General features: G+C 73.1%; 21 protein-coding genes. 13 read left to right on the plus strand and 8 right to left on the minus strand.

Annotated features, from left to right (window positions below; translation table 11 throughout):
- Nucleotides 1-38 precede the first annotated feature (38 nt).
- Nucleotides 39-1,028 carry a helix-turn-helix transcriptional regulator gene (locus tag FHU30_RS41290; protein WP_253883174.1) on the plus strand — a complete coding sequence of 330 codons (990 nt, stop codon included), beginning with the start codon at nucleotides 39-41 and terminating at the stop codon, nucleotides 1,026-1,028.
- Here the strand turns inward: FHU30_RS41290 and FHU30_RS41295 are convergent.
- Nucleotides 1,025-2,458 (minus strand): phytoene desaturase family protein, encoded by a 1,434-nt coding sequence (locus tag FHU30_RS41295; RefSeq protein ID WP_253883175.1) that lies wholly within the window; start codon nucleotides 2,456-2,458, stop codon nucleotides 1,025-1,027. The two genes, FHU30_RS41290 and FHU30_RS41295, sit on opposite strands and share 4 nt — an antisense overlap.
- A 24-nt stretch (nucleotides 2,459-2,482) precedes the next feature.
- Nucleotides 2,483-3,049 carry a TetR/AcrR family transcriptional regulator gene (locus FHU30_RS41300; RefSeq protein WP_253883176.1) on the minus strand — a complete coding sequence of 189 codons (567 nt, stop codon included), beginning with the start codon at nucleotides 3,047-3,049 and terminating at the stop codon, nucleotides 2,483-2,485.
- Nucleotides 3,050-3,142: 93 nt separating this feature from the next.
- Here FHU30_RS41300 and FHU30_RS41305 point away from each other — a divergent pair, with 93 nt between their 5' ends.
- The 4 genes from FHU30_RS41305 to FHU30_RS41320 all read left to right on the plus strand — a co-directional run bounded on the left by FHU30_RS41305 (nucleotide 3,143) and on the right by FHU30_RS41320 (nucleotide 8,138).
- On the plus strand, nucleotides 3,143-4,303 hold the full coding sequence (locus tag FHU30_RS41305) for an FAD-dependent monooxygenase (RefSeq protein ID WP_253883177.1): 1,161 nt from the start codon (nucleotides 3,143-3,145) through the stop codon (nucleotides 4,301-4,303).
- A 140-nt stretch (nucleotides 4,304-4,443) separates the two neighbouring features.
- Entirely contained in the window at nucleotides 4,444-4,908 is a 465-nt protein-coding gene (locus tag FHU30_RS41310) for a hypothetical protein (protein WP_253883178.1), read from the plus strand.
- Between the two features lie 77 nt (nucleotides 4,909-4,985).
- On the plus strand, nucleotides 4,986-6,059 hold the full coding sequence (locus FHU30_RS41315; protein ID WP_253883179.1) for a hypothetical protein: 1,074 nt from the start codon (nucleotides 4,986-4,988) through the stop codon (nucleotides 6,057-6,059).
- Nucleotides 6,060-6,071: 12 nt separating this feature from the next.
- On the plus strand, nucleotides 6,072-8,138 hold the full coding sequence (locus tag FHU30_RS41320; RefSeq protein WP_253883180.1) for a sensor histidine kinase: 2,067 nt from the start codon (nucleotides 6,072-6,074) through the stop codon (nucleotides 8,136-8,138).
- Nucleotides 8,139-8,256: 118 nt separating this feature from the next.
- Here the strand turns inward: FHU30_RS41320 and FHU30_RS41325 are convergent, their stop codons facing one another.
- Nucleotides 8,257-8,865 carry a response regulator gene (locus tag FHU30_RS41325; protein WP_253883181.1) on the minus strand — a complete coding sequence of 203 codons (609 nt, stop codon included), beginning with the start codon at nucleotides 8,863-8,865 and terminating at the stop codon, nucleotides 8,257-8,259.
- Between the two features lie 86 nt (nucleotides 8,866-8,951).
- Between FHU30_RS41325 and FHU30_RS41330 the strand changes: the two genes are divergently transcribed.
- Nucleotides 8,952-9,686, plus strand: a complete 735-nt coding sequence (locus tag FHU30_RS41330; protein ID WP_253883182.1) for an ABC transporter ATP-binding protein — start codon at nucleotides 8,952-8,954, stop codon at nucleotides 9,684-9,686.
- Nucleotides 9,683-12,061: an ABC transporter permease gene (locus tag FHU30_RS41335; RefSeq protein ID WP_253883183.1), complete on the plus strand. Its 2,379-nt coding sequence runs from the start codon at nucleotides 9,683-9,685 to the stop codon at nucleotides 12,059-12,061. Before FHU30_RS41330 ends, FHU30_RS41335 begins: the two co-directional genes overlap by 4 nt.
- On the opposite strand, the gene FHU30_RS41340 is transcribed toward FHU30_RS41335, so the two are convergent.
- On the minus strand, nucleotides 12,058-12,912 hold the full coding sequence (locus FHU30_RS41340; RefSeq protein ID WP_253883184.1) for a 3-methyladenine DNA glycosylase: 855 nt from the start codon (nucleotides 12,910-12,912) through the stop codon (nucleotides 12,058-12,060). The genes FHU30_RS41335 and FHU30_RS41340 overlap by 4 nt on opposite strands.
- 76 nt (nucleotides 12,913-12,988) lie before the next feature.
- Between FHU30_RS41340 and FHU30_RS41345 the strand changes: the two genes are divergently transcribed.
- Nucleotides 12,989-13,399, plus strand: coding sequence for a VOC family protein (locus FHU30_RS41345; RefSeq protein WP_253883185.1), 411 nt, complete (start codon nucleotides 12,989-12,991; stop codon nucleotides 13,397-13,399).
- A 151-nt stretch (nucleotides 13,400-13,550) separates the two neighbouring features.
- A complete protein-coding gene (locus FHU30_RS41350; RefSeq protein ID WP_253883186.1) occupies nucleotides 13,551-15,062 on the plus strand; it encodes a sialidase family protein in 1,512 nt (503 codons plus the stop codon).
- A gap of 6 nt (nucleotides 15,063-15,068) precedes the next feature.
- Here FHU30_RS41350 and FHU30_RS41355 read toward each other — a convergent pair whose 3' ends face one another.
- Both FHU30_RS41355 and FHU30_RS41360 read right to left on the minus strand, forming a co-directional pair.
- Nucleotides 15,069-16,997, minus strand: coding sequence for an FtsX-like permease family protein (locus FHU30_RS41355; RefSeq protein ID WP_253883187.1), 1,929 nt, complete (start codon nucleotides 16,995-16,997; stop codon nucleotides 15,069-15,071).
- Between the two features lie 12 nt (nucleotides 16,998-17,009).
- Nucleotides 17,010-17,768 (minus strand): ABC transporter ATP-binding protein, encoded by a 759-nt coding sequence (locus tag FHU30_RS41360; protein ID WP_253883246.1) that lies wholly within the window; start codon nucleotides 17,766-17,768, stop codon nucleotides 17,010-17,012.
- Nucleotides 17,769-17,931: 163 nt separating this feature from the next.
- Here FHU30_RS41360 and FHU30_RS41365 point away from each other — a divergent pair, with 163 nt between their 5' ends.
- From FHU30_RS41365 to FHU30_RS41375, 3 genes are all read left to right on the plus strand, one after another.
- Nucleotides 17,932-18,579, plus strand: coding sequence for a maleylpyruvate isomerase family mycothiol-dependent enzyme (locus tag FHU30_RS41365; protein ID WP_253883188.1), 648 nt, complete (start codon nucleotides 17,932-17,934; stop codon nucleotides 18,577-18,579).
- Between the two features lie 17 nt (nucleotides 18,580-18,596).
- Entirely contained in the window at nucleotides 18,597-19,190 is a 594-nt protein-coding gene (locus FHU30_RS41370) for a TetR/AcrR family transcriptional regulator (protein ID WP_253883189.1), read from the plus strand.
- Nucleotides 19,191-19,497: 307 nt separating this feature from the next.
- Nucleotides 19,498-20,505 carry an alpha/beta hydrolase gene (locus FHU30_RS41375; protein WP_253883190.1) on the plus strand — a complete coding sequence of 336 codons (1,008 nt, stop codon included), beginning with the start codon at nucleotides 19,498-19,500 and terminating at the stop codon, nucleotides 20,503-20,505.
- A gap of 25 nt (nucleotides 20,506-20,530) precedes the next feature.
- Here FHU30_RS41375 and FHU30_RS41380 read toward each other — a convergent pair whose 3' ends face one another.
- Nucleotides 20,531-21,157, minus strand: a complete 627-nt coding sequence (locus FHU30_RS41380) for a TetR/AcrR family transcriptional regulator (protein WP_253883191.1) — start codon at nucleotides 21,155-21,157, stop codon at nucleotides 20,531-20,533.
- A 77-nt stretch (nucleotides 21,158-21,234) separates the two neighbouring features.
- Between FHU30_RS41380 and FHU30_RS41385 the strand changes: the two genes are divergently transcribed.
- On the plus strand, nucleotides 21,235-22,005 hold the full coding sequence (locus FHU30_RS41385; protein ID WP_253883192.1) for an SDR family NAD(P)-dependent oxidoreductase: 771 nt from the start codon (nucleotides 21,235-21,237) through the stop codon (nucleotides 22,003-22,005).
- 86 nt (nucleotides 22,006-22,091) lie between these two features.
- Here the strand turns inward: FHU30_RS41385 and FHU30_RS41390 are convergent, their stop codons facing one another.
- Nucleotides 22,092-23,015: an NAD-dependent epimerase/dehydratase family protein gene (locus FHU30_RS41390; RefSeq protein WP_253883193.1), complete on the minus strand. Its 924-nt coding sequence runs from the start codon at nucleotides 23,013-23,015 to the stop codon at nucleotides 22,092-22,094.
- Nucleotides 23,016-23,096: the final 81 nt, after the last annotated feature.

Here is a 23,096-nt window from a genome sequence, read left to right on the forward strand (position 1 = left end):
GACGAGTTCGTTCCTAATGGTGCGACAATCTGGGAACCATGCTGGAAACATCGGCGCGCCTGCTGAAGCTGCTGGCGCTCTTGCAGACACCGCGCGACTGGACGGGCTCCGAGCTGGCCGAACGCCTGGAGGTGAGCGGCCGGACGGTCCGGGCGGACGTCGAGCGGCTGCGCGCGCTCGGGTATCCGGTGCACGCGACGCGCGGCTCGGCGGGCGGGTACCGGCTGGGCGCGGGCGCGGACCTGCCGCCCCTGCTGCTGGAGGACGACGAGGCCGTGGCCGTCGCGGTCGGCCTGCGCACGGCGACCAACGGCGCGATCGCGGGGAACGAGGAGGCGTCGCTTCGCGCGCTGGCGAAGCTGGAGCAGGTCATGCCGTCCAGGCTGCGGAACCGGGTCGGGACGCTCCAGGCGTACACGGTTCCGGTGCCGGCCGACCGTCCCGGCCCGTCCGTCGATCCGGACGTGCTGACGGCGATCGCGAGCGCGTGCCGGATCCGGGAGCGGCTGAGGTTCGACTACACCTCCCACCGGGACGCGCCGTCCCGCCGGGAGGTCGAGCCGTACCGGCTGGTCAACTGGGGTCGCCGCTGGTACCTGCTGGCCTTCGACATCGACCGGGAGGACTGGCGGACGTTCCGGGTGGACCGGATCGTGCCGAAGGTCCCGACCGGTCCGCGGTTCGCGCCGCGCCCGCTGCCGGACGAGGACGTCGCCGCGTACGTGTCGGGGCGCGTCTCGTCCGCCGCCTGGCGGTACCGGGCGCGCGTCCTGGTCCATGCCCCGGCCGCGGCCGTGACCGCGCAGATCACGGCGGCGGTCGGGGTCGTGGAGGCGGTGGACGAGGCGTCCTGCGTCCTGCACACGGGCGCGGACACGGTCGAGTCGCTGGCCGTCCACCTGGGTCTCCTCAACGCCGACTTCGAGGTGGACGGCCCGCCCGAGCTGCTGGAGCACCTGGACCTGCTCGCGCGCCGCTACAGCCGCGCGATAGCCCCGAGCGATAGCCCCGCGCAGCGCCGCGTCTAGTCCGGGGCGAGCGACGGCGGACGGAGGTTGAAGTGGCGGCGTAGCGCCGAGGCCGCGGCGAGGTACCCGGACATGCCATGGACGCCGGGCCCGGGCGGCGTGGACGCGGAGCATAGGTACACGCCGCGCAGAGGCGTCGTGTAGGGATCCCAACGCAGCGCCGGGCGGGCGACGATCTGTTTCAGGTCCATCGCGCCCGCGCCGATGTCGCCGCCTACGTAGTTCGGGTTGTAGGTCTCGTAGGCGGCGGCGGAGATCCCGCGCGCTTCGAGGACGGTGTCGCTGAAGCCGGGCGCGTAGCGCTCGATGCGTGCGCGCACGAGGTCGACCGGCGGTGTGTCGTCTCCGTTGGGCACATGTGCGTACGCCCAGACCGGACGCTTCCCATCGACGATCCGGCTCGGATCGACTACGCCAGGGTCCACGACCAGCACGAACGGCTCATCGCCGAGTTTCCCTCGGGTCGCCATGCGTTCTTCGCGGATCATCGACGCGCGCGTCCCGCCTAGGTGGACGGTTCCGGCGCGTCCGACTTCGGGGTCGGCCCAAGGGATCGGCTCGGAGACGAGGAAATCGGCCTTCGCGGCACCGGGTGCGTACCGGAACCGGGACAGCGCCTCGGCATACCTAGACGGCAGCCGGCGGCGGCCTACCGACAGGAACTCGCGGGCGCCCGTGTCGAAGAGGACGACCGGGAACCCGGACAGCTCCGCGAGGTCCGCCACGCGGTGCCCGAGGCGGAACTCGCCGCCGTGCGCGGTGATGTCGTCCGCCAGCGCGCGGGCGATCGCGGCGCTGCCGCCGACCGGGAGGGGCCAGCCCGAGCCGTGCGCGAGGTGGCCGAGCATCAGCGCGATCGCGTTCCCGACCAGGCCCGAGATCTCGCCGACGGCATGCGCCGCGACCCCGGTGAACAGCGCGGACGCCTCCTCGCCACGGAACCGCGGACCCCGCAGCGCGCGCAGCCCGAACTCCAGTGCGCCGACCGGAGACCGCGGCGGACGTCGCAGATCCGACAGGAACAGGCTGGTCAGGCTCTCGCTGTGGTGAAGCAGCGGCTCGAACGTGCGGCGCCAGGCCGGGCCGTCCGCGCCGAGCCGGGCGCACGTGGCGTCCAGCGAGCGGTAGGCGAGCGCGGCACGTCCTCCGTCGAGCGGGTGCGCGTAGCCGATCTCCGGATGCGCCAGGCCGACACCGCGCGCGGCCAGGTCGAACTCGCGAAAGAACGGCGAGGCCGTCGCCATCGGATGCACGGCCGAGCAGACGTCGTGGACGATCCGGGAGTCGAACAGCGCCTCGCCGCGCAGCCCGCCGCCGATCTCCGGCGCCGCCTCGAACAGCACGACCGCGAGCCCGGCGCGGGCGAGCGTCACCGCCGCGGCGAGCCCGTTCGGCCCCGTCCCGACGACGGCGGCGTGTCCTTCTGACATCACCTCCGAGCGTATCGAAGCCGGTCAGGAGGGCATGGAGGCGGAGAGGTGCCCGGCGACGGCGTTGGCGACCATGGCGGCGAGGGTGTCGACGTCCATGCTGGCCAGGGGCTCGATGCCGAGCAGGTAGCGGCAGTAGACGACGCCGAGGCTCTGGCTGAGCAGCAGCGCGGCGCGCTCCCGCGCGTGCGGGTCGCCCGGACGCGCCGCCCGGACGGCCGGGACGATCTCCCGGTCGAAGATCTCCTGCACCTGCGCGGCCGCCTCCGGACGCGTGGGGGCGGTGCGCAGCAGGACGGCCTCGGCCGCGTTGCCGCCCTCCTCCCAGCGCGCCAGCATCGCGCGGACGTACGAGGCGGCGGCGTCGTCCGGGTCGTCCTTGAGGACCGGGACGGCCAGGTCGATCGTGGACGCCGCCGTGTAGAGGGCCGACTTGCTGCCGAAATAGCGGATCACCATGGACGGGTCGATGCCCGCGTCCGCTGCGATGCCCCGGATGGTGGCGCGGTCGTAGCCCTCGGCCGCGAACCGCCGCTGGGCGGCGGCGAGGATCGCGGCCCGGGTCTGCGCCGAGCGCTCGGTGAATGCCATGCCCACAACTGTAGGCCAACAACTGTTGGCAAATCCCGGTTCGTTTGCCACCATGTGTTGGCAAACATGCATTGGCAAACTTGGGAGACCCCCATGAACGCTCTTCCCGCCACCGCCGACGTGCTCGTCGCCGGAGCAGGCCCCGCCGGGCTCGCGCTGACCGCCACGCTCCGCGCGAAGGGGGTGGACGCCGTCCTGGTCGACCGCCTCGCGGAGGGCCAGAACACCTCGCGCGCCGCCGTCGTGCACGCCAAGACGCTGGAGGTGCTGCGCGAGCTGAAGGTCACCGACGATCTGGTCTCGCGCGGCGTCATCGCACCCCGGTTCACCGTGCGCGAGCGGGACCGCGTGCTGCTGACCATCGACTTCGACGACCTGCCGACCGACTTCCCGTACGCGCTGATGGTCCCGCAGAACATCACCGAGGAGCTGCTGCTCGCCCGCCTGGAGGCGCTCGGCGGCTCCGTCCTGCGCCCGCACGAGCTGACCTCGCTGCGCCAGGACGCGGACGGCGTCACCGGCGTCCTCGCGGACGGCCACGAGATCCGCGCGAAGTACGCGGTCGGCGCGGACGGCATGCACAGCCGGGTCCGGGAGGAGCTCGGCATCCCGTTCGAGGGCGACACCTACGCCGAGTCGTTCATCCTCGCCGACGTCCGGCTCGACTGGGACATCTCGCACCACGAGGTGATGCTGTACTTCTCCCGCGAGGGCGTCACGGTCGTCGCGCCGCTGCCCGACGGGCGGCACCGCATCGTCGCCACCGTCGCCGAGGCCCCCGAGCACCCGACCGTCGAGGACGTCCAGGCCCTGCTCGACACCCGCGGCCCGCGCCGGCACCCGGCCCGCGTGTCCGACATGCTGTGGAGCAGCCGGTTCCGCGTCCACCACCGGCTCGCCGCCCGCTACCGCGAGGGCCGCGTGTTCCTCGCCGGGGACGCCGCGCACGTGCACAGCCCCGCCGGCGGCCAGGGCATGAACACCGGCATCCAGGACGCCGTGGACCTCGGCCACCGGCTCGCCGCCGTCCTCGCCGACGGCGCGTCCCCCGACAGCCTGGACGCCTACGAGGCCACCCGCCGCCCGATCGCCGAGGAGGTCGTCTCGTTCACCGACCGGATGACCCGCGTCGCGACCGTCGGCAACCCGGCGCTGCGCGGCGTCCGGAACACCTTCCTGCGCACGCTCGACTGGCTCCCGCCGGTGCACCGCGCGATGGCGATGCGCATCTCCGAACTCGGCACCACCGACTGAAAACCGCCGGAAACGATCCCGGTTTCGGGGGAATCGGTGGAGTTCGGGGAACCGGTGGACAGCACCCCGCGGCGCGCCCAGGATGATCAAGCGCGCCGCACGGGGCGGCGCCGCATCGGGGTTCCCACACAGGAGTGTCCATGATCGCTTCCGGCTTCCGCCGCGCCGCCGTCCTCGGCGGCCTCACCGCCGCGACCGTCGCGGCCTCGATGGGCGTTGCCAGCGCCGACGCCGCCACGGCCAAGCCGGCGCCGGTGAAGAAGTTCGACGTCTGCTACCCGAAGGCGGCGCACTGCGCGACGGCCAAGCACCTCAAGGTGCGCGCCTACGGGACGGTCCAGTACCGCCCGTCCTACCCGGCCGGGCACGTCACCGCCTACAACAAGACGGGCAAGACCGCCTACGTGGTCGTGACCATCCGGATGAAGAACGGCGTGAGCCGCACCAAGTACATCCCGGTCATCAAGCGCATCAACAACGTCGGCTTCTCCTACCCGGCGTCCTCCCGCTTCATCACCAGCATCACGATCAAGGCGTGCACGTCCATCGGCCCGAAGGCCCCCTGCGGCCTCCCGCAGACCCTCGTCACGCCGAAGCTGGGCTGATCCCCCGGAGGGTCCCGTGAGAGGATCTCGCTCCGCATGTCCTCGTCCCCTCACGGGACCCTCCGCAGGAGCACCTTTTGCCCAACCCCCCAAAGGCGGCGCTCGTCGCCGCGGCGGCCGTCGCGGCCGCCGTCGTCGCCCTCCCGACCTCCGCGAACGCCGCCACCCACGGCTGGCGCGTGACGCAGACCTTCCGCGGAGCGACATCCCTGTCGGTGGGCCCCGTGTCCATCGCGAGCCGCAAGGACGGCTGGCTCTTCGGGGTCGCGTACCGCATCCACCACGTGCATCCAGCCGATGTTCCCGTCTCCTACCACTGGAACGGCAGCCGCTGGAAGTACGTCGCCATGCCCAAGAACCTCGACGGGTTCGTGGCCGACGTCTCGATCCGCTCGGCCTCGGACGCCTGGGCGGTGAGCGGGCCGGGCGAAACCGGCGGCGAGGGCCCGAACGCCGTACTGCACTGGAACGGGAAGCGCTGGTCGATCGTCAAGCGCGACCTGCCCGGGTTCGCAGACTCGATCAACGCCTTCAGTTCCAAGAACGTGTGGGTGTTCGGCGCGCCCGGCGCCAACAAGGGCTCTGGAACCTGGCACTACAACGGGCGCTCGTGGAAGCGCGTGAAGACCGGCACCTTCCTCCCCGGACAGACGAGCGCCACCTCGTCCACCAACTTGTGGGCGAGGGGCCGCGACAGCGCGCCCGGCAAGGACATGAAGACGGTCGCCCGGTTCGACGGCCGCAAGTGGACGATCATGACCCTCGGCGTCCCCGTGTGGTCGCTGAAGGCCGAATCGCCTCAGAGCGTGTGGGCGACAGGCTGCCAGTACGAGGCCAAGCAGCCGAACTCACTGCTGCACTGGAACGGGCGTAGCTGGAAGCGCATGGCCGCGCCCGGCGCCAAGTGCCTGGGGGACGTCACGCCGGACGGACAGGGCGGACTCTGGTTCGTCTCGCAGGATGCCAAGCGCAACAGCGTGCTCGTCCACCGCACCAAGGCGGGCAAGTGGAGCACGGTCCGGGTCCCGGGCTCGAAGGCAGGCGTGTTCGTGGACGGCCTGGCGCGGGTTCCCGGAACCACGACGATCTGGGGGGCTTCCACCGTCGATCCGGACGGGAAGTCCTTCGGTCAGCTGCTGCGTTACTCCTGACGGTTTCGGGCGATGGGGTCTCGGGGGGCTCGGGTTGTCGTCGGGGCGTTGCTGGCCTGTCTTAGTGGGCTTTACGCGCTGACGGCGGTCGGGCATTCCGTCGTGGTGCTCGTCGTCTCGTGTGTGTTGTGCGCCGGGGTTCTGGGCGTCTGGCTGCGTTCGCTTCGGCGCGGCTGGACGGGCTGGGACCTCGGCGTTCTCGCTGTCTGCGTCTATGCGGTCGTCGCGCCTGGCTGGGTTTCGGTCGGGCTCGTCGGGATGCTCGGCGGGGCGTTCGTCGTAGCGGGATGGTCCTGGACGGCCGGAGCCGTCGCGGTGAGTGCGCTCGCCTTGGCGGCGGCGCGTGGCGGATCGGTCGCGCATGTCCTGGACGACGCGCTGACGGCCGTCCTGACCGGAGTGCTCGTCGTTGGGCTCGCGCGGCTGGTCGCGCGGATCGATGGGCGGGCCGCCGCGCGGATGACGCTGGCGCTGGCCGCCGTCGAAGATGAGCGGTTGCGCGTTGCGGCCGAGTTGAACGCGGGGCCCGGCAAGGCGCTGGATGCGATCGCCGAAGCCCGTCCGGACGATCTGGAAGCGACGCTGACGACCGCCCGGGACGCGCTGGGCACGGCGCGGGCGGCGTCCGTTGAGCTGCGGAGCCTGTCGCTCGCGCCGGAGATCGCGGCGGCGAAGGGGTTGCTGGCGTCCGGGGGCATCGAGGCGGACGTCCGGACCGGGCATACCGAGCCGCTCGGACGCGCAGGCGCGCTGCTCGCGGTCGTCCTGCGGGAGGCGGTGACGGACGTCGTCCGGCGCGGCACGGCCCGGCACTGCGAGATCACGACGGCCGAGAAGGACGGCCTGCTCACGCTGCGGGTCGTGAACGACGGTGTCCGAACGTCCGAGCAGGGTGCGGACGCGCTCGACGGCCTCGAAACCCGGATCGCTGAAGCAGGCGGACGGCTCAAAACCGGCCTGGAGGACGACGGCCGGTTCGCGGTCGAAGCGTCCGTGAAGGTGCCGGAGGAGAAGCCCGTCGCGGAGGCGACGGCGGAGCGGCGGCTCGCGGTCGGACTGCTGGCGGCGACCGTCCTCGTCCTGAGTGTCAAGGGCGTGCTTCAGGTTCCGGTGCGCGAGCTGCCGGTCGTGATCCCGTCGCTGCTGGCGATGGGGATCCTGCTGCGCTGGACGCGTCCGCGCGGGCGCTGGTGGGCGGCGCTGCTGGCCGTCCAGGCGGCGGCGAGCTTCGTGCCGCTGGTCGCGCTGCACGAGCCGTGGGGGACGTTGCCGGGCTTCCTGATCGGCTCGATGTTCGTGCTGATGCCCGCCAGGGTCGCGACCGCGCTGGCGCTCGCGGTGATCACGGCGACCGGGGCCGCCGTCCGGGGACACGGCATGGTCGTGAACACGCTGGTCAGCGTGCCGCTCACGGCGCTGGTCGTGTACGGGCTGCTGCGCCTGGCGCGCCTGGCGGACGAGCTGGCGGACGCGGCGGCCGCGCAGGCCCGGGCGGCGGTCGTCCAGGAACGGCTGCGCGCCGCCCGCGACCTGCACGACCTGCTGGGACACGGCCTCGCCGCCATCCTGATCAAGGGCGAGCTGGCCCGCCGCCTCGCGGCCCGCGACCAGGACAGGGCGGCAGGCGAGTTCGCCGACATGGTCGCGATGGCCGAGCGGGCGCGCGCCGACATGGCGGCGGTCACCGGAGCCGCGCCGAGGCTGGAGTTCGGTCCGGAACTCGACTCCGCGCAAGGCGTCCTGGAGGCGGCGGGCATCGAGGTGACCGTCGAGCGCAAGGACGACCCGCCCGAGGACGCCGAACCGGTCCTGGCGATCGTCCTTCGCGAGGCCGTAACGAACATCCTCCGCCACAGCTCCGCGCAACACGTGGAGATCACGGTCACCAACGACAGCCTGACAGTCTCCAACGACGGCGTATCCGGCGACGTCACGCCGCCGGGATCCGGGCTCGGCAACCTCGCGACAAGGCTCGCCGCCATCAACGCCACCCTCGAAGCCACCCACACGCCGAAGCGATTCCGCTTGGCCGTCCGACTTTCCGACGAGCCCAGCCCGCACAGCGAGCGCGTTATCTGAGTCCCGGCGCGACGCCGAAGGCGAGCGCCGGGGCGAAGGTCGCGAAGCGACGTCGCGCTCGCACGAGTCTCCGGGCCAAGGGCGAGCCGCTAGGCGAGCCCTTGGAGCCGGAGGCTCATCAACAGAGCCATCCCGCTTCGCGGGCGATGCGGACGGCGTCGGGGCGGCCTCGGGCGTTGAGTTTGGTGACGATCGCCGTGAGGTGGTTGCGGACGGTTCCGGCGGACAGGTGCAGGCGGGTGCCGATCTCGCCGGGTTCGGCGCCGTCGGCGAGCAGGCGCAGGACGTCCTTCTCGCGCGGGGTGAGCGGGTCGGCGGCCAGGTCCCAGGCGGTGACGGCGAGGCTCGGGTCGAGGACGCGCTGACCCGCGTGGACGGTGCGGATCGCGGCGACCAGATCGTCCGGCGGGGCGGTCTTCAGCAGGAAGCCGCCGACGCCGGCGTCCAGGGCGCGGCGGAGCTGGCCGGGGGCGCCGTGGCCGGTGAGGATCAGCGTGCGGCAGGACGGCAGCTTCTCCCGCAGGGCCGCGGCGGCGGTCAGGCCGTCCATGCCGGGCATGTCCACGTCCAGGACGGCGACGTCAGGCCGGTGGACGAGCGCGGCGGACACGGCGTCGGCGCCGGTGCCTACGTCGGCGACGACCTCCAGGCCGTCCTCCAGGCCGAGCAGGGCGACCAGCCCGCTGCGGATGACGTGCTGGTCCTCGGCGAGCAACACCCTGATCACGGCACGAGCGTACCCATGACGACGTCACGGGTGATCGATGACGACCGCTCTTCAGGACGGAGCCGCAGGTCAGCAGAGTGGAACCCATGAGCGATGCGGTGGTCATGGCCGGGGTGAGCAAGGTCTACGGCCGGAACGGGAGCGCGGTGGCGGCGCTGCGCGAGGTGTCGGTGGCGCTGCCCGCGGGGGCGTTCACGGCGGTGATGGGCCCGTCTGGGTCGGGGAAGAGCACGTTCCTGCACTGCGCGGGGGGGCTGGACCGGCCGACGTCGGGCGAGGTGCGGCTCGGCGGGACGGCCTTGTCGAAGCTGAGCGAGACGAAGCTGACCGAGCTGCGGCGCGAGCGCATCGGGTTCGTGTTCCAGGCGTTCAACCTCGTGCCGTCGCTGACGGTGGAGCAGAACGTGACGCTGCCGCTGAAGCTGGCGCGCCGCAAGCCCGACCGGGCGCTGCTCGCGGACGTGCTGGAGCGGGTCGGGCTGGCGGGCCGCGCGGGGCGCCGTCCGGGCGAGCTGTCCGGCGGGCAGCAGCAGCGGGTGGCGCTCGCGCGGGCCCTGGTCACCCGCCCGGACGTGGTGTTCGGGGACGAGCCGACCGGCGCGCTCGACACGATGACCGCGCGCGACGTGCTGGAGCTGCTCCGCCGGACCGTGGACGAGCTGGGCCAGACCGTCGTGATGGTGACGCACGACCCGGTGGCGGCGGCGTTCGCCGACACCGTCCTGTTCCTCGCGGACGGCCGGATCGTGGACGCGCTGGACGCGCCGTCCGCGACCGCCGTGGCCGACCGCATGACCCGGCTGGGAGCGTACGCGCGATGATCTGGAGCACTCTCCGCTACCGCAAGGCCGCCTTCGCCGGCGCGTTCGTGGCGCTGTTCTTCGCCGCCGCGCTGGTCACGGCGTGCGGGACGCTGATGGACACCGGACTGCGCGGGAAGGTCGAGCCGGTCCGGTACGCGGGGGCGCCGGTCGTGGTCGCCGGTGATCCGCAGTCGCACTTCGTCAAGCACAAGAAGAAGGGCAAGACGAAGCGGAAGTCGAAGCCGAACGCGGCGCGCGCCTGGATCCCCGCCGACCTGGCGGACAGGGTGAAGGCCGTTCCGGGTGTGCGGCGAGTCGTGTCGGAGGTGACGTTCCCGCTGGTCGTCCAGGGTGCCGGGCCGGTCGAGGGGAACAGCTGGGAGCCGCTGACCCCGGTGCGGCTGCACTCGGGCCGGGCCCCGAAGACGTCCGACGAGATCGTCCTGAACACCAAGGCCGAGCGCGTGACGGTCCTGACGGCGAACGGCCCGCGCACCTACAAGGTCGTCGGGACCGCCGACCGCCCGTACGTCGCTCCGGACGAGGCGCAGCGGCTCGCAGGCCACCCCGGGCAGGTCACCGCGATCGGCGTTTGGGGCGGCGATCCGAAGGTCATCAAGCAGGCCGTGCAGGGCACGAACGCGGTCGTCGCGACCGGCGACGAGCGCGGCACGGTCGAGTTCCCCGGCGTCGGCGCGGCCCGGACGAAGCTGGTCAGCATGGGCGGCGCGCTCGGCGGGACGTCGCTGATCGTGGCGCTGCTGGCGGTCGTCGGGACGTTCGGGCTGGCCGTCCAGCAGCGGGAGCGGGAGCTGGCGATGCTGCGCGCGGTCGCGGCGACGCCGCGGCAGCTGCGCCGGATGCTCGGCCGCGAGGCGCTGCTGGTCGGGGCGCTCGCGACCGTGCCGGGCGCGCTGGCCGGGCTGCCGCTCGGCGGCTGGCTGCACGGCCGGATGGTCGCCGGGGACGTGGTGCCGGGGAACCTGCCGCTCGTCCTCGGGGCGTTCCCGCCGCTGGTCGCGGGCGTGACGACGGTCCTGGCGGCGTGGCTGGCGGCGCGGGTCTCGGCGCGGCGGATCACGCGGCTGCGTCCGGTGGAGGCGCTCGGCGAGGCGGCGCTGACGCCGCCGCGCGTCCCGGTGCCGCGGCTGGTCGCGGGCGTCGCGGCGGTCGCGGCCGGTGTGGTGCTGAGCTTCGTCCTGCGGTCGGTGCACACGGACGCGGCGGCCGGTCCGCTGACGCCGCTCACGGCGCTGCTGTTCACGACGGCCGTCGCGCTGCTCGGCCCGCCGCTGGCGCGGGGCGCGATCGCCCTGGCCGCCGTGCCGCTGCGCGCGTCCGGCGGGACGGGCGAGCTGGCCGCCGCGAACCTGCGCACCTCCGCGCGGAGGCTCGCCTCGGTGATCACGCCGCTGACGCTGATGATCGCGATGTCCGGGACGCTGCTGTTCGCGCAGTCCACCCTGACCGGCGCGGCCGCCAAGCAGGCGCGGACCGGCACGATCGCCGACTACCGGCTCGGCCCGGCCGTTCCGGCGGCGACGGCGGACAGGCTGCGGCAGGTGCCGGGCGTCCGGGCGGTCACGGAAGTCGTCCACAGCCGGGTGCGAGCTGTGGACAGCCCGTACAGCGTGCAGGGCGTCACCCCGTCCGGGCTGGCCGCGACCATGGACCTGGACGTCCGGGACGGCTCGCTCGACCGCCTCGGACCGGGCACGATGGCCGTCCGCGACGGGATCGGCATGAAGGTCGGCGACAGCGTCTCGTTCGCGCTCGCCGACGGCACCCGCACCACGCAGAAGGTCGTCGCCGTCTACCGGCGGGGCCTCGGCTTCGGGGACCTGACGCTGCCGTACGACCTGGTCGCGGCGCACTCCGACTCCCCGATGGGGACGGTCCTGGTGTCGGCTCCGGGCGTCTCGAAGGACGCGCTGCGCCGCGCGCTGCCCCCGGGCGTCATGATCGGCGGCGCCGTGGAGGCGAACAAGGGCGCGTCGGGCTCGTCCGCGGTGAACTACCTGGCGCTCGGGCTGATCGTCGCGTTCGCGGGGATCGCGATGGTCAACACCCTCGCGATGGCCGTGGCGGGCCGCTCCCGCGAGCTGGCGCTGCTGCGCCTGGCGGGCGCGACCCGGCGGCAGGTGCTGCGGATGCTGCGCTGGGAGACCCTCGCCGTCGCGGTGATCGCGACCGCCCTCGGCGCGGTGATCGCGTTCTGGACGCTGACCGCCTACGGCGCGGGCATGACCGGCGACGCGTCCCCGCACGTCCCGGCCCCGGCCGCGCTGGGCATCGTGGCCGTGACGACCCTGCTGGCGCTCGCCGCGACCGCGCTCCCCGCGCGCCTCGCGCTGCGCGCCGACCCGACCCGCACCCTCGCCGCCCGCGACTAGACGGAAACGCCGAGGACGGCCTCGCACGACGCCAGCAGGCGGCGGCGCAGGGGCTCGGCGCGGCGGGAGAAGTCACGCTGGAGGGCCGCGTACTCAGCGCGGCCCTCGGCCGTTTCTATCCGGATGGGCGGGTAGCCGAGCCGCTCCAGGTCGTACGGGCTGGCCCGCATGTCCACCGCGCGGATGTCGCGGGCGAGCGCGAAGCAGTCCGCGACCAGCTCGGACGGCACCAGCGGGGACAGCTTGTACGCCCACTTGTAGAGGTCCATGTTGGCGTGCAGGCAGCCGGGCTGCTCCAGCTCGTGCTGCGTCTCGCGGGCGGGCTGCAGCACGTTCAGCGGACGGGCCGGCCCGGTGAAGAACCGGAACGCGTCGTAGTGGCTGCACCGGACGCCGCGCTCCTCCACGATCCCGGCGATCGCGTCGGCGGGCAGCCGCATCGGCCACGCCTCGTGCCGCACCTCGGGCGCCCGGTAGACCATCGCCCACTCGTGCATGCCGAAGCAGCCGAACTGGGCCGGACGCGACGCCGTCCGGGACAGCAGCGCGGCCGTCCACTCGATCGAGGCCCGGCGGCGCTCGACCAGGCCGTCCACGTCCACGGTCGCGCCGCGCTCGGTGTCCACATAGTCGCGGCCGTATTCGCGGGCGCCGACCAGCTCGACGTGCGCGCCCGGATGCCACTGCTGGAGCCGGTTCGGCCGGTAGCTGTAGTAGGTGAACAGGAAGTCCTCTACCGGGTGCTTCTCGCCGCGCCGGCGGCGCTCCAGATGCGGCGCGAGCCAGGCGCCGACGCGGCGCCGGTGCGCCTCGGCACGCCCACGCCACTCCTCCGGCCCCAGGATTTCCACCCGTTCATGCTAAGTGCGATGAGTTACCGCCCGGCCGCTGGTCCAATCGGCGTACTGGACCGCCCGAAGGAGGATCATGGACTGGAAGCTGGAACTGATCATCATGCCGGTGTCCGACATCGACCGCGCGAAGGCGTTCTACGCCGAGCGCTGCGGGTGGGCGGTGGACGTCGACTTCGAGGCCGGGGACTTCCGGATCGTCCAGCTGACGCCGCCGGGCTCGGCGTGCTCGATCTCGCTGATGCGCAACGAGGAGAAGGCCGGGACGCTCGGCGGGCTGCACATCGTCGTCCCGGACATCGACCAGGCCCGCGAGGAGCTGGTCAAGGGCGGGGTGGACGTGACCGGGCCGTACCACTTCGGCGGGCCGGGCGGCGCCCAGGTGGACGGGCACGACCCCAAGCGCGGCGACTTCGGCACCTACCTGGACTTCCAGGACCCGGACGGCAACAGCTGGCTCATCCAGGAGGTGCCGTCCCGCGCCTGACAAACTGTAGTGTCCGCTTTGCGCCACGGCCCGCCCGGCTCCGGCCATCGCTCTAGGCACTCCGCCCGCCCGGTGCTCGACTGTTTCCCGCCGATCACAACGAGGTCCGGCGGCTCGCGGTCGAGCGCCGGACGGGAGGCAGGTGCTGGCCATGCGGCGACGCGCACTGATCGCGATGGCGGCCACGGGGGCGCTGGTCGCGTCCGGACCGGCGTTCGCGGAACCGAAACCGGACGCCGTGCTCGGCCCGGTCGCGGTGTCCGGGACGACGCCGTTCCCGGGATGCACGGCGGGCTCGACACCGACGAGCACGAACTACACCGGGTCCGAGGTCGAGCCCTGGGTCAGCGTGAACCCGCGCGACCCGCGCAACATCGTCACCGAGTGGCAGCAGGACCGCTGGAGCGACGGCGGCTCGCACGGCCTCGTCGCCGGGGTCACCCACGACGGCGGGCGGCACTGGAAGAAGGTCGTCGTCCCGGGCACGACGCAGTGCGCGGGCGGCACCTACGAGCGGGCGTCCGACCCGGGTGTCAGCTTCGCGCCGAACGGCGACCTGTACGCGATCTCGCTGTCGTTCAACGCCAACGACTTCGGGAACGCGCTGCTGGTGTCCAAGTCCACCGACGGCGGCGACCACTGGGGCGCGCCGGTCACGCTGAAGAGCGACACCGAGGAGGCGTTCTTCAACGACAAGGAGCTGATCACCGCCGACCCGACCAGCTCGCAGCGGGCCTACGCGGTCTGGGACCGCAGCAACGAGCAGGGCGGGCAGCCGGTCTGGTTCGCCCGGACCGTGGACGGCGGCAAGAGCTGGGAGCCCGCGAAGATCCTCTATGACCCGACGCCGGGCTTCACGATCGCCAACCAGATCGTCGTCCAGCCGGACGGGACGCTGGTGGACATGTTCTTCGAGGGCCCGGCGGGCGGGGGCGAGGAGCCGGACCGTCCGCAGAACCAGGGGGACGTCAAGCTCGCGCCGAGGCCCAAGGCGCAGCCCGACCAGAGCATGCGGATCCGGGTGATCCGGTCCCGCGACCACGGCGCGACCTGGTCGGCGCCCGACACCGTCGCGGTGATCAACCCGGCCGAGCCGGTGGACCCGGACACGCACGCGGCGCTGCGGACCGGCGACATCGTCCCGGACATCGCGGTCGACCAGCACACCGGGCGCCTCTACGTGGTGTGGCAGGACGCGGGCGCGTCCCGCAGCCAGTCGGCGATCCTGCTGTCCTCGTCCGGTGACGCGGGCAGGACCTGGACGAAGCCGGTCAAGGTCAGCAAGACCCCGGACTCCGACCCGCAGGGCAACGGCCAGGCGTTCACCGCGACCGTGGACGTGGCGGCCGGCGGGACCGTCGGCGTGACGTACTACGACTTCCGCCGCAACACGCCCGCCGCCGGGGCCCTGACCGACTACTGGGCCGTCACCTGCGGCGGCGGGGCCTGCGCCAAGAACCCGGACGCCTGGCGCGAGCAGCACGTCGGCGGCTCGTTCGACACCGAGCTGTCCCCGGTCGCGCGCGGGTTCTTCCTCGGCGACTACATGGCCCTCGACCACGCCGGCCCGGCGTTCGTGTCGGTGTTCTCGATGACGCACGACATTCCGGGCAACCAGCAGGACGAGTTCGCCGCGGGCATCCTGCCCAGCGGTACTCGTTAGCGGTACTCATTCGCGGGCGGCGGCCAGCGCGACCGGTGGGACGCGCGTCGCCGCCCGCGTGGTGAGGACGCTCGTCACGCCGGAGATCGCGAACGCGCCGAGGACGAGCAGCGCGATCAGCGTCCATGGGACGGCGAGGACCGCGGCCCCGGACGGCCCGAACAGGAACCCGCCGAGCGCCGCGAGCGCGACCAGCAGCCCGAGCCCGACCCCGATCAGCGCCACCCCGGCCGCCTCCAGCAGCGCCGACCGCACGACCTGGCGGCGGGACAGCCCGGTCAGCCGGGCGACGGCGAACTCGCGGCGGCGCTCGGTGCCCGCGATGATCATGGCGTTGATGACCGCGACGACCGCGTAGGCGGCGGACAGCCCCAGCAGCACCATCATCACGCTGTCGTTCTGCTCCTGCTGCTTGGCGACGCGCGCGCCGGACCACTTCGCGACCGTCTGGACCTTGCCGATCCGCAGGTCCCGCAGCCGCTGCGCGACATCGGCGGCCGAAGCGCCCGGCGCGACCTGGACGATCGTCTCGGCCTCCGCCTTCGCGGCCATGTCCGGCGGGAGCAGCGTGCGCGGGATGTAGAACGCGTCGGCGTTGTTCTCCACGGTCCCGGGCAACCGCGCCGCGACCTCCAGCTTCACCTTCTTGCCGCCGATCTCCGCGACGGCCTTCGCGCCGCGCCGCACGCCGTCCTCGGCCGAGCCCGGCCCCGCGAGGACGCCCTTGCCGTGCACCGCTTCGAGCGTCCCGGAGACCGGCCGCTGCTTGTGCGTGCGCGCCCAGTCGGCGGCGTCGATGGCGTAGATCCCGGACCGGACGGTCTGGCGGCGTCCGCGCTCGTCGGCGTCGGAGCGGACGTAGGTGAGCGTGATGTCGGCGGCGAGGTTGGTGGACGTCGCGCCGACACCGGGCACCGAGGCGATCCGTCCGGCGTCCGCCCCGGTGGACGTCACGACGTACTGCCCGATGATGTTCCGCTCGACCTGCGCGCCGCCCGCCTTCGCCTGCGTGCCGAGCATCGCCGTCAGCCCGACGACCAGCGCGGTCAGCACGATCATGGGCGCGGCGGTCGCGGCGGCGCGGCGCTTGCCGTCCCGCAGGTTGGCCTGGGCGAGCTCGGCGAGCGGCCCGAACCGGGTGAACGGGCGCAGCAGGTGCCCGGCGAGCGGCACGACGAGCGGGCTGAGCGAGCTGAGCCCGATCGCACCGCAGAAGGACACCCCGAGCCCGATCATCATCGCGCCGAGGAAGTCGACCTTGCCCTCGACCGAGACCATGGCGGCGGTCAGCGCGAGCATGCTCACGCCCCAGATCCAGCGGCCGGGCGTCATGACCCGCGAGGCCCGTCCGATGTCGCGCAGCGCCTCCAGCGGGCGGACGCGCGAGGCGCGCAGCGTCGCGGCGAACGACCCCGCCAGCGCCATCCCGATGCCCGCGCACACCGAGCCGATCAGCACGCCGTTGTCCCAGACCGGCTCGAACGAACCGGGCACGATCTTCGTCGAGGTCAGCAGCAGGGTCTGGATCCACATCAGCGGGACGCCGAGCACGATCCCGCCCGCCGAGCCGAGCGCCCCGAGGATCACCGCCTCGCTCAGCAGCAGCGTCACGACCTGCGGCCGGCTGCCGCCGAGCGTGCGCAGCAGCGCGAGGTCGGCGCGGCGCTGCGCGACGGTGAACGCGAACGTCGAGCCGACGATGAACACCGCGAGGAAGCAGGCCAGCATCGCGGTCATGCCGAGCAGCGAGCCCGCGCCCTCGTAGGCGTCCCTCATCTCGGCGGCGGCGCGCGGCGACGTCCCGGCCGGGATCCGCGGGTGCTGCGAGCCGATCATGACCATCATCGACGCCTGGACGAGCGCGACCCCGACCACCACGGTCAGCAGCGCGCCCGCGAACAGCGTCCAGCGCTCGCGGAAGGTGCTCCACGACATCCGCCACACCGGTCAGCCCTCCAGCGTCGCGAGCCGGTCGGCGATGTCCCGCGCGGACGCGCCCACAAGCCGGTCCACCAGGCGTCCGTCGCGCAGGAACACCGCGGCGTCGGCCGCGGCGGCGGCGACCGGGTCGTGCGTGACCATCACGACGCACTGGGACGAGCCGTCCACGACGCCGCGCATCAGGTCGAGCACCATGCGGGCGGACCGGGAGTCGAGCGCGCCGGTCGGCTCGTCGGCGAACAGCACGTCCGGACGGGTGACCATCGCGCGCGCGATCGCGACGCGCTGCTGCTGCCCGCCGGACAGCTCGCGCGGCCGGTGCCCGCCGCGTTCACCGAGCCCGACGTCCGCGAGCGCGGCCCGGACCTGCTTGCGGTCCACACGCACCCCGGCGAGGCGGAGCGGCAGCGCGACGTTCTGCTCGGCGGTCAGCGCGCCGACCAGGTTGAAGTTCTGGAAGACGAACCCGAGCGCCCGGCGGCGCAGCTCGGTCAGCACGTGCTCGGGCGCGCGTGTGATGTCCCGGCCCGCGATGGCGACCTGCCCCTCATCAGCGCGGTCGAGCCCGGCGGCGCAGTGCAGCAGCGTCGACTTGCCGGACCCGGACGGGCCCATGACCGCCGTCCAGGTGCCGGGCGGGAACGCGATGCTCACACCGTCCAGCGCCGTCACGGCGGTGTCGCCGGAGCCGTAGCGCCGCACGACGGAGCGCAGCTCGACCGCGGGCGGCGGCAGCTGCGGGGGCGGCAGGTGGGGCGGCGGCATCGGCGGGACCGCCTGCGGCACGGCGGCCTGGGGGCGCGGGAACGTCATGCTCCGATCCCACCTTTCCGGCCCCCTCCGCCGGAACGGGGCCTCCCACCGGATCGGTGTTCGGGTTGTCCCCACCCCCTTCACATACAGACTGCATGTATGTATCTTCGCGGGCATGACCCTACGACTCGACCGCGACACGACGGTCAAGGGCCTGCTGGCCGAGTTCCGCGCGATCGCCGACCTCACGGACGGCCTGTCCGAGGACGACTGGAACACCCGGACCCGATGCTCGCAATGGCTCGTCCGGGACGTCGCCGCGCACGTAGTGGGCAACGCCGAGGACGTCGTCAACCGCGCGTCCGGCACGCGCTCGCCCGACGAGCAGGCCGCGGCCCGGCGCGACGCCTCGCCCGGCGAGCTGGCGGCGGCGATGCGCGCGGCGGTCGACGCGATCGAGCCCGCGCTGTCCGCGCTGACCGACGACCTGTGGACGGCCCCCGGCCCGGCCGGGCGGACGATCGGCGGCGGCGTCACGACGCTCTGGTACGACGCGTACGTGCACGGCGACGACATCCGGGCGGCGCTCGACCGCCCGGCCGAGCCCGGCCCCGGCCTCGCCGCTGCGCTCGCGTTCCTGCGCGACGAGCTGGAGGACCGCGTCCCCCTCACGCTGCGGCTCGACGGCTTCCCCGAGACCGAGATCGGCGGCGGCGGGACGGTCGTGACCGGCGACCCGTACCGGTTCGTCCTGGTGGCGACCGGACGGCTCGACGCGTCCGTGCTGGGCCTGCCGCCACAGGTGAACGTGCACGCCAAGTAGCTCCCTACGATGAACGCATGAGCAGGAAGGCCGAACAGGGCGACGCGACGCGGCAGCGGCTCGTGGACGCGGCCGTCGCCCTGTTCACCGCGCACGGCTTCGCCGGGACGTCCACGACGGCGGTGGTGAAGGCGGCCGGTGTCACGCGCGGCGCGCTGTACCACCACTTCGCCGACAAGGAGAGCCTCTTCGAGGCCGCCTACCAGCAGGTCCAGCGCGAGGTCGCGGACCGCTGCGCCGCCGCCGCGATGGGCGCCGGGTCCGAACCGTCCGAGCGGATGCGCGCGGGCATGGCCGCCTACCTGGACGCCTGCCTCGAACCGCACGTCCAGCGCGTGCTGCTGCGGGAGGGGCCGCTCGTCCTCGGCTGGGAGCGTTCGGTGAACTTCGACGACCCGTACTGCGCGCGGCAGCAGCTTCGCGCGGGCATGCGGGAGGCCGAGCAACTCGGCCTGATCTCCCCCGGACGCGCCGAGCCGCTCGCGCACCTGATCTTCGGCGCCGCGAACCAGGCCGGGGTGGCGATCGCCGCCGCGCCCGACCAGGCCGCCGACCGCGCCCGGATCGGCGTCGCCATGGACGACCTGATCACCCGCCTGCTGACACCCTGAGCCGTCCGCCCTGGGCGGGCCGGGCAGCAAGCCGGACTCTTGCGCCATTACGCAAATACCGGTAGGGATGGGGGCGTCTCGGTCAGGTGTCCGCATCCGGCCGCGGCCCGAGCGAGCAGCCGAAGACATTCGTCCGCCCGTGGGGTTAACCGATCCTTAAATAGGGACCTCACCCAGCATGTACGGGTAGGTGACCTGCGGCGGGACTTTTGCGTTTTGCCTGGCCGCCCCTATGATCCTGCCAGTTCGTGTGCTTCCGCGCCCCTCCTCGCGAGGACGCGGAGGACGGCCTACGGGGAGGCCATTGATGACATCACGACGGAGAGCGCGCGGCATCGGGGCCGCGTTCGCCGCCGCCGCGCTCGTGGTCTCGACCGCCGCCGGATGCGGGTCCGGGGGCGCTAAGGCGCAGCCGCCCGCACAGACCACCACGCCCGCGCCGGCCGCGCCCGCCGGGCGCACCGAGCCGCCGGTGCAGATGCCGTCCGGGCCGAAGGCCCACTTCAAGGTCTCGCACACCACGTCCGGCGGGCCGATCATGGTCACCACGCTCAAGGGCGCCAAGTCGGGCGTGACCGGCAAGGTCTGGGTGTGGCTGCCGCCGGAGTACAAGGACCCGCGCTACGCCAAGAGCGGCTTCCCCGTGCTGATGCTCTACACGGGCAACACCGGCGTGAACTACAACTTCTGGGCTCACGAAGAGGTCGAGCCCATACAGAAGACCGCCGTCCAGATGGAGAAGAAGCACAAGGCCCACCCCTTCATCATGGTGATGCCGGTGCTCCAGATGTCCACGCGCCAGGACACCGAGTGCAGCGACATCCCCGGCATGCCGAAGATGGGCACGTTCCTCGGCCAGGACGTCTACGACATGGTCAAGGCGAACTTCCGGACCCTGCCCGGCCGCAACGGCTGGGGCCTCGGGGGCGCGTCGTCCGGCGCGTTCTGCGCGGTGAAGCTGGCGCTGCAGCACCCGGACAAGTACCGCGCCGCGATGTCCTGGGCCGGGTACTTCGTCCCCGAGCCGCAGGCGGGCCCGCGCTGGACGCCGCAGCAGATGCGCGCGAACAGCCCGGACGAGATGGTCAAGAAGCGGCCGGACGTGCGGCTGTTCCTGCTCGCCGGCGACCGCAAGCTGTTCCGCGCTGACCGCGAGCGCGTGATGGCGTTCAAGCAGCTCGTCCAGGCGCCGACGACCGCGCAGGTCCAGATCCAGAAGAACGGCGGCCACTACACCGCCGACCTGCAGAAGCTCCTCCCGGACATCCTCGCCTGGTTCACCAGGAACCTGGAGGGCCCGGTCCCGGGCAGCTGACCGAGGGCGCCCAATCCCGGGTCGGCTAACCGAGGGCGTCGAGCTGGGCGGTGAGGCCGCGCATCGCGCGGACGCCCAGGTCGGCCGGGGAGCCCGGCCCCTCGGCCGGGGCGTCGCCGAGCGCCCAGGTCTCGACCGCCACCCGGATCGCCGCGCTCGCCGCCGCCGCCGCGAGCCGGACGTCCAGGTCGGCGGGACGTCCGGTGAGGTCGGCGAGCACCGGTACCAGACGCTCCTCGGTGTCGTGGTTCACGCGCAGCCAGACCGCCCGGAGCGCCGGGTCGGACGCGGCGGCGCGGAGCAGGCCGCGGGTCCAGGCGAAGGACTCGCGGCCTTCCTCGTCCGTGGCGGCGAGCGCCTGGGCGGCGGCCTCGACCAGCGCGTCCCGCAGCGGCATTTCCCGAGCGGTCTCGCTCAGCAGGCGCAGCCAGCGCTCGGCGCCGTGCGCGAGCAGCGGCGCGATCGCGTCCTCCTTGGTGCGGAAGTACCGGTAGAAGGTGCGCAGCCCGACCCCGGCGCGGCGCGCGATCGCCTCGGCCGTCACGTCGGCGCCCTCGGAACCGGCGTACAGCCCGGCCGCCGCCAGCGCGATCTCCATCTGCGTCTCGGCCCGGCGCCGCTCGGTCAGGCTCGTCCGGCCCTCGGTGCTCATCTCCCCATCGTAGGCATAAAGTGCAGGAATGGCACGTTGTGCCATGTAGACACGTTCTGCCAATGGAGGTAGGGATCATGGAGCGTTTCGAGGGACGCCGCGTCATCGTCACAGGGGCCGGATCCGGCATCGGGCAGGCCACCGCGCACCGGCTGCTCGCCGAGGGCGCGCGGGTCACCGGCTTCGACGTGAACGCCGAGGGGCTCGGGGCCACCGCCGAGCGGGCCGCCCAGGACGGCACCGCCGACCGGCTCACCACGGCCGTCGTGGACATCTCGGACGAGCCCGCGGTGCGGTCCGGCGTCGCCGCCGCCGTCGCGGACATGGGCGGCCTGGACGTGCTGGTCAACGCGGCCGGCATCCTCCGCTCCGCGCACACGCACGAGACCACGCTCGACTTCTGGAACACCGTCCTGAAGATCAACCTGACCGGGACGTTCCTGGTGACGCGCGAGGCGCTGCCCGCGCTGCTCGCCACCGGGAAGGGCGTCGTGGTGAACTTCTCGTCCACCTCGGCGAGCTTCGCGCACCCCTACATGGCCGCGTATGCCGCGTCCAAGGGCGGCATCCAGTCGTTCACGCACGTGCTGGCCAGCGAGTACGCCAAGCAGGGGCTCCGCGCGGTGTCGGTCGCCCCGGGCTCGATCGAGAGCGGCATGACGACCGGGCGCGGCCCGGGCCTGCCCGAGGACGCCGACATGAGCCTGTTCGTCAAGCTCGCACCGGCGCTCGGGCAGGGCTTCGCGGGCCCGGAGACCGTCGCGGGCGTCGTCGCGATGCTCGCCTCGGACGACGGCGCGTTCGTCACCGGCACCGAGGTCCGCATCGACGGCGGCACGCACTTCTGAGCACTCTGGCCTGCTGAACGGTCCGGCCTGCTGTGGGGCTCGCACGCGGCGAGCCCCACGCCGCGTTATGCGAGCCCCACGCCGCGCTAGGCGCCGGGCTGGAGTTCGGCGGCGAAGCCGTCCCGCCAGGACGCGTAGCGCGGACGCCAGTCCAGGCTCGTGCGCGCACGCGCGTTGTCCACGGCGCGGAGCCGGTTCAGGAAGGCCACGCCCCACTCGCCGACGGCCGCCAAGCCCTGCTCCTCCGTGACGACGGACGGTTCGGGCGCGCCGAGCATCCGCGCCGTCTCCGGAATCCACTCGCGCGCCTGGACGGGATGGTCGTCCACGACGTTCAGGACGCCGCGGACGTCCCGGTCGAGCCCGGCGACGATCGCGGTGGCCGCGTCGGCGGAGTGGATGAACGAGAACCAGCCGTGCCCGCCGCCGATCAGCGGCAGGTGCCCGGCCTTGATCCCGGCGGTGGTCGCGCCGTCCGCCGCGTAGCCGGAACCCGGCCCGTACAGGTGGCCGAACCTGAGCGCCAGACCGCCCGCCGCCACGAGCTGCTCTTCCAGCTCCAGGGCCGCGGCGAGGGTCGTGGCGAACTGGTCGGGCGTGCCGTCGTGCCAGGTCGGCGCGTCCTCGTCGGCGAGGCCGTCGCCCGGCTGGTAGACGAACGCGACGCTCTCGGCGATGTGCCGCGCGTCCGGCGCGGCGTCCAGCAGGTTGCGGGTGCCGCGCGTCCGCAGCAGGTTCGTCGTCACGAACTCCTCGGCGAGGCGCGACACGTCGAGCTGGGCGGGGATCGCGGTGAGCAGGTTCACCACGGCGTCCGGCGCGGCCTCGCCGACGCCCTTCAGGACGTCCTCGCGGACGAGCGCGTCCGCGACGACCGCTTCGACGCCGAGCATGTCCCGCGCCCGGTCCGGATTCCGGGTGAGCGCGACCGGCTCGTGGCCGACCTCCTTCAGCAGCGGGACCAGGCGGCGGCCGATGACTCCGGTGGCTCCGGCGACCAGAACTCGCATGACGGACTCCTCATCGTTGCTTCGACGCAAAGAGGACTTGCGAAGCCGCCCCGACGTGACAGTCCATCATGTGCTCTGGGT

It is taken from the genome of Actinomadura rupiterrae, assembly GCF_024172125.1.
GTDB classification, from domain to species: domain Bacteria; phylum Actinomycetota; class Actinomycetes; order Streptosporangiales; family Streptosporangiaceae; genus Spirillospora; species Spirillospora rupiterrae.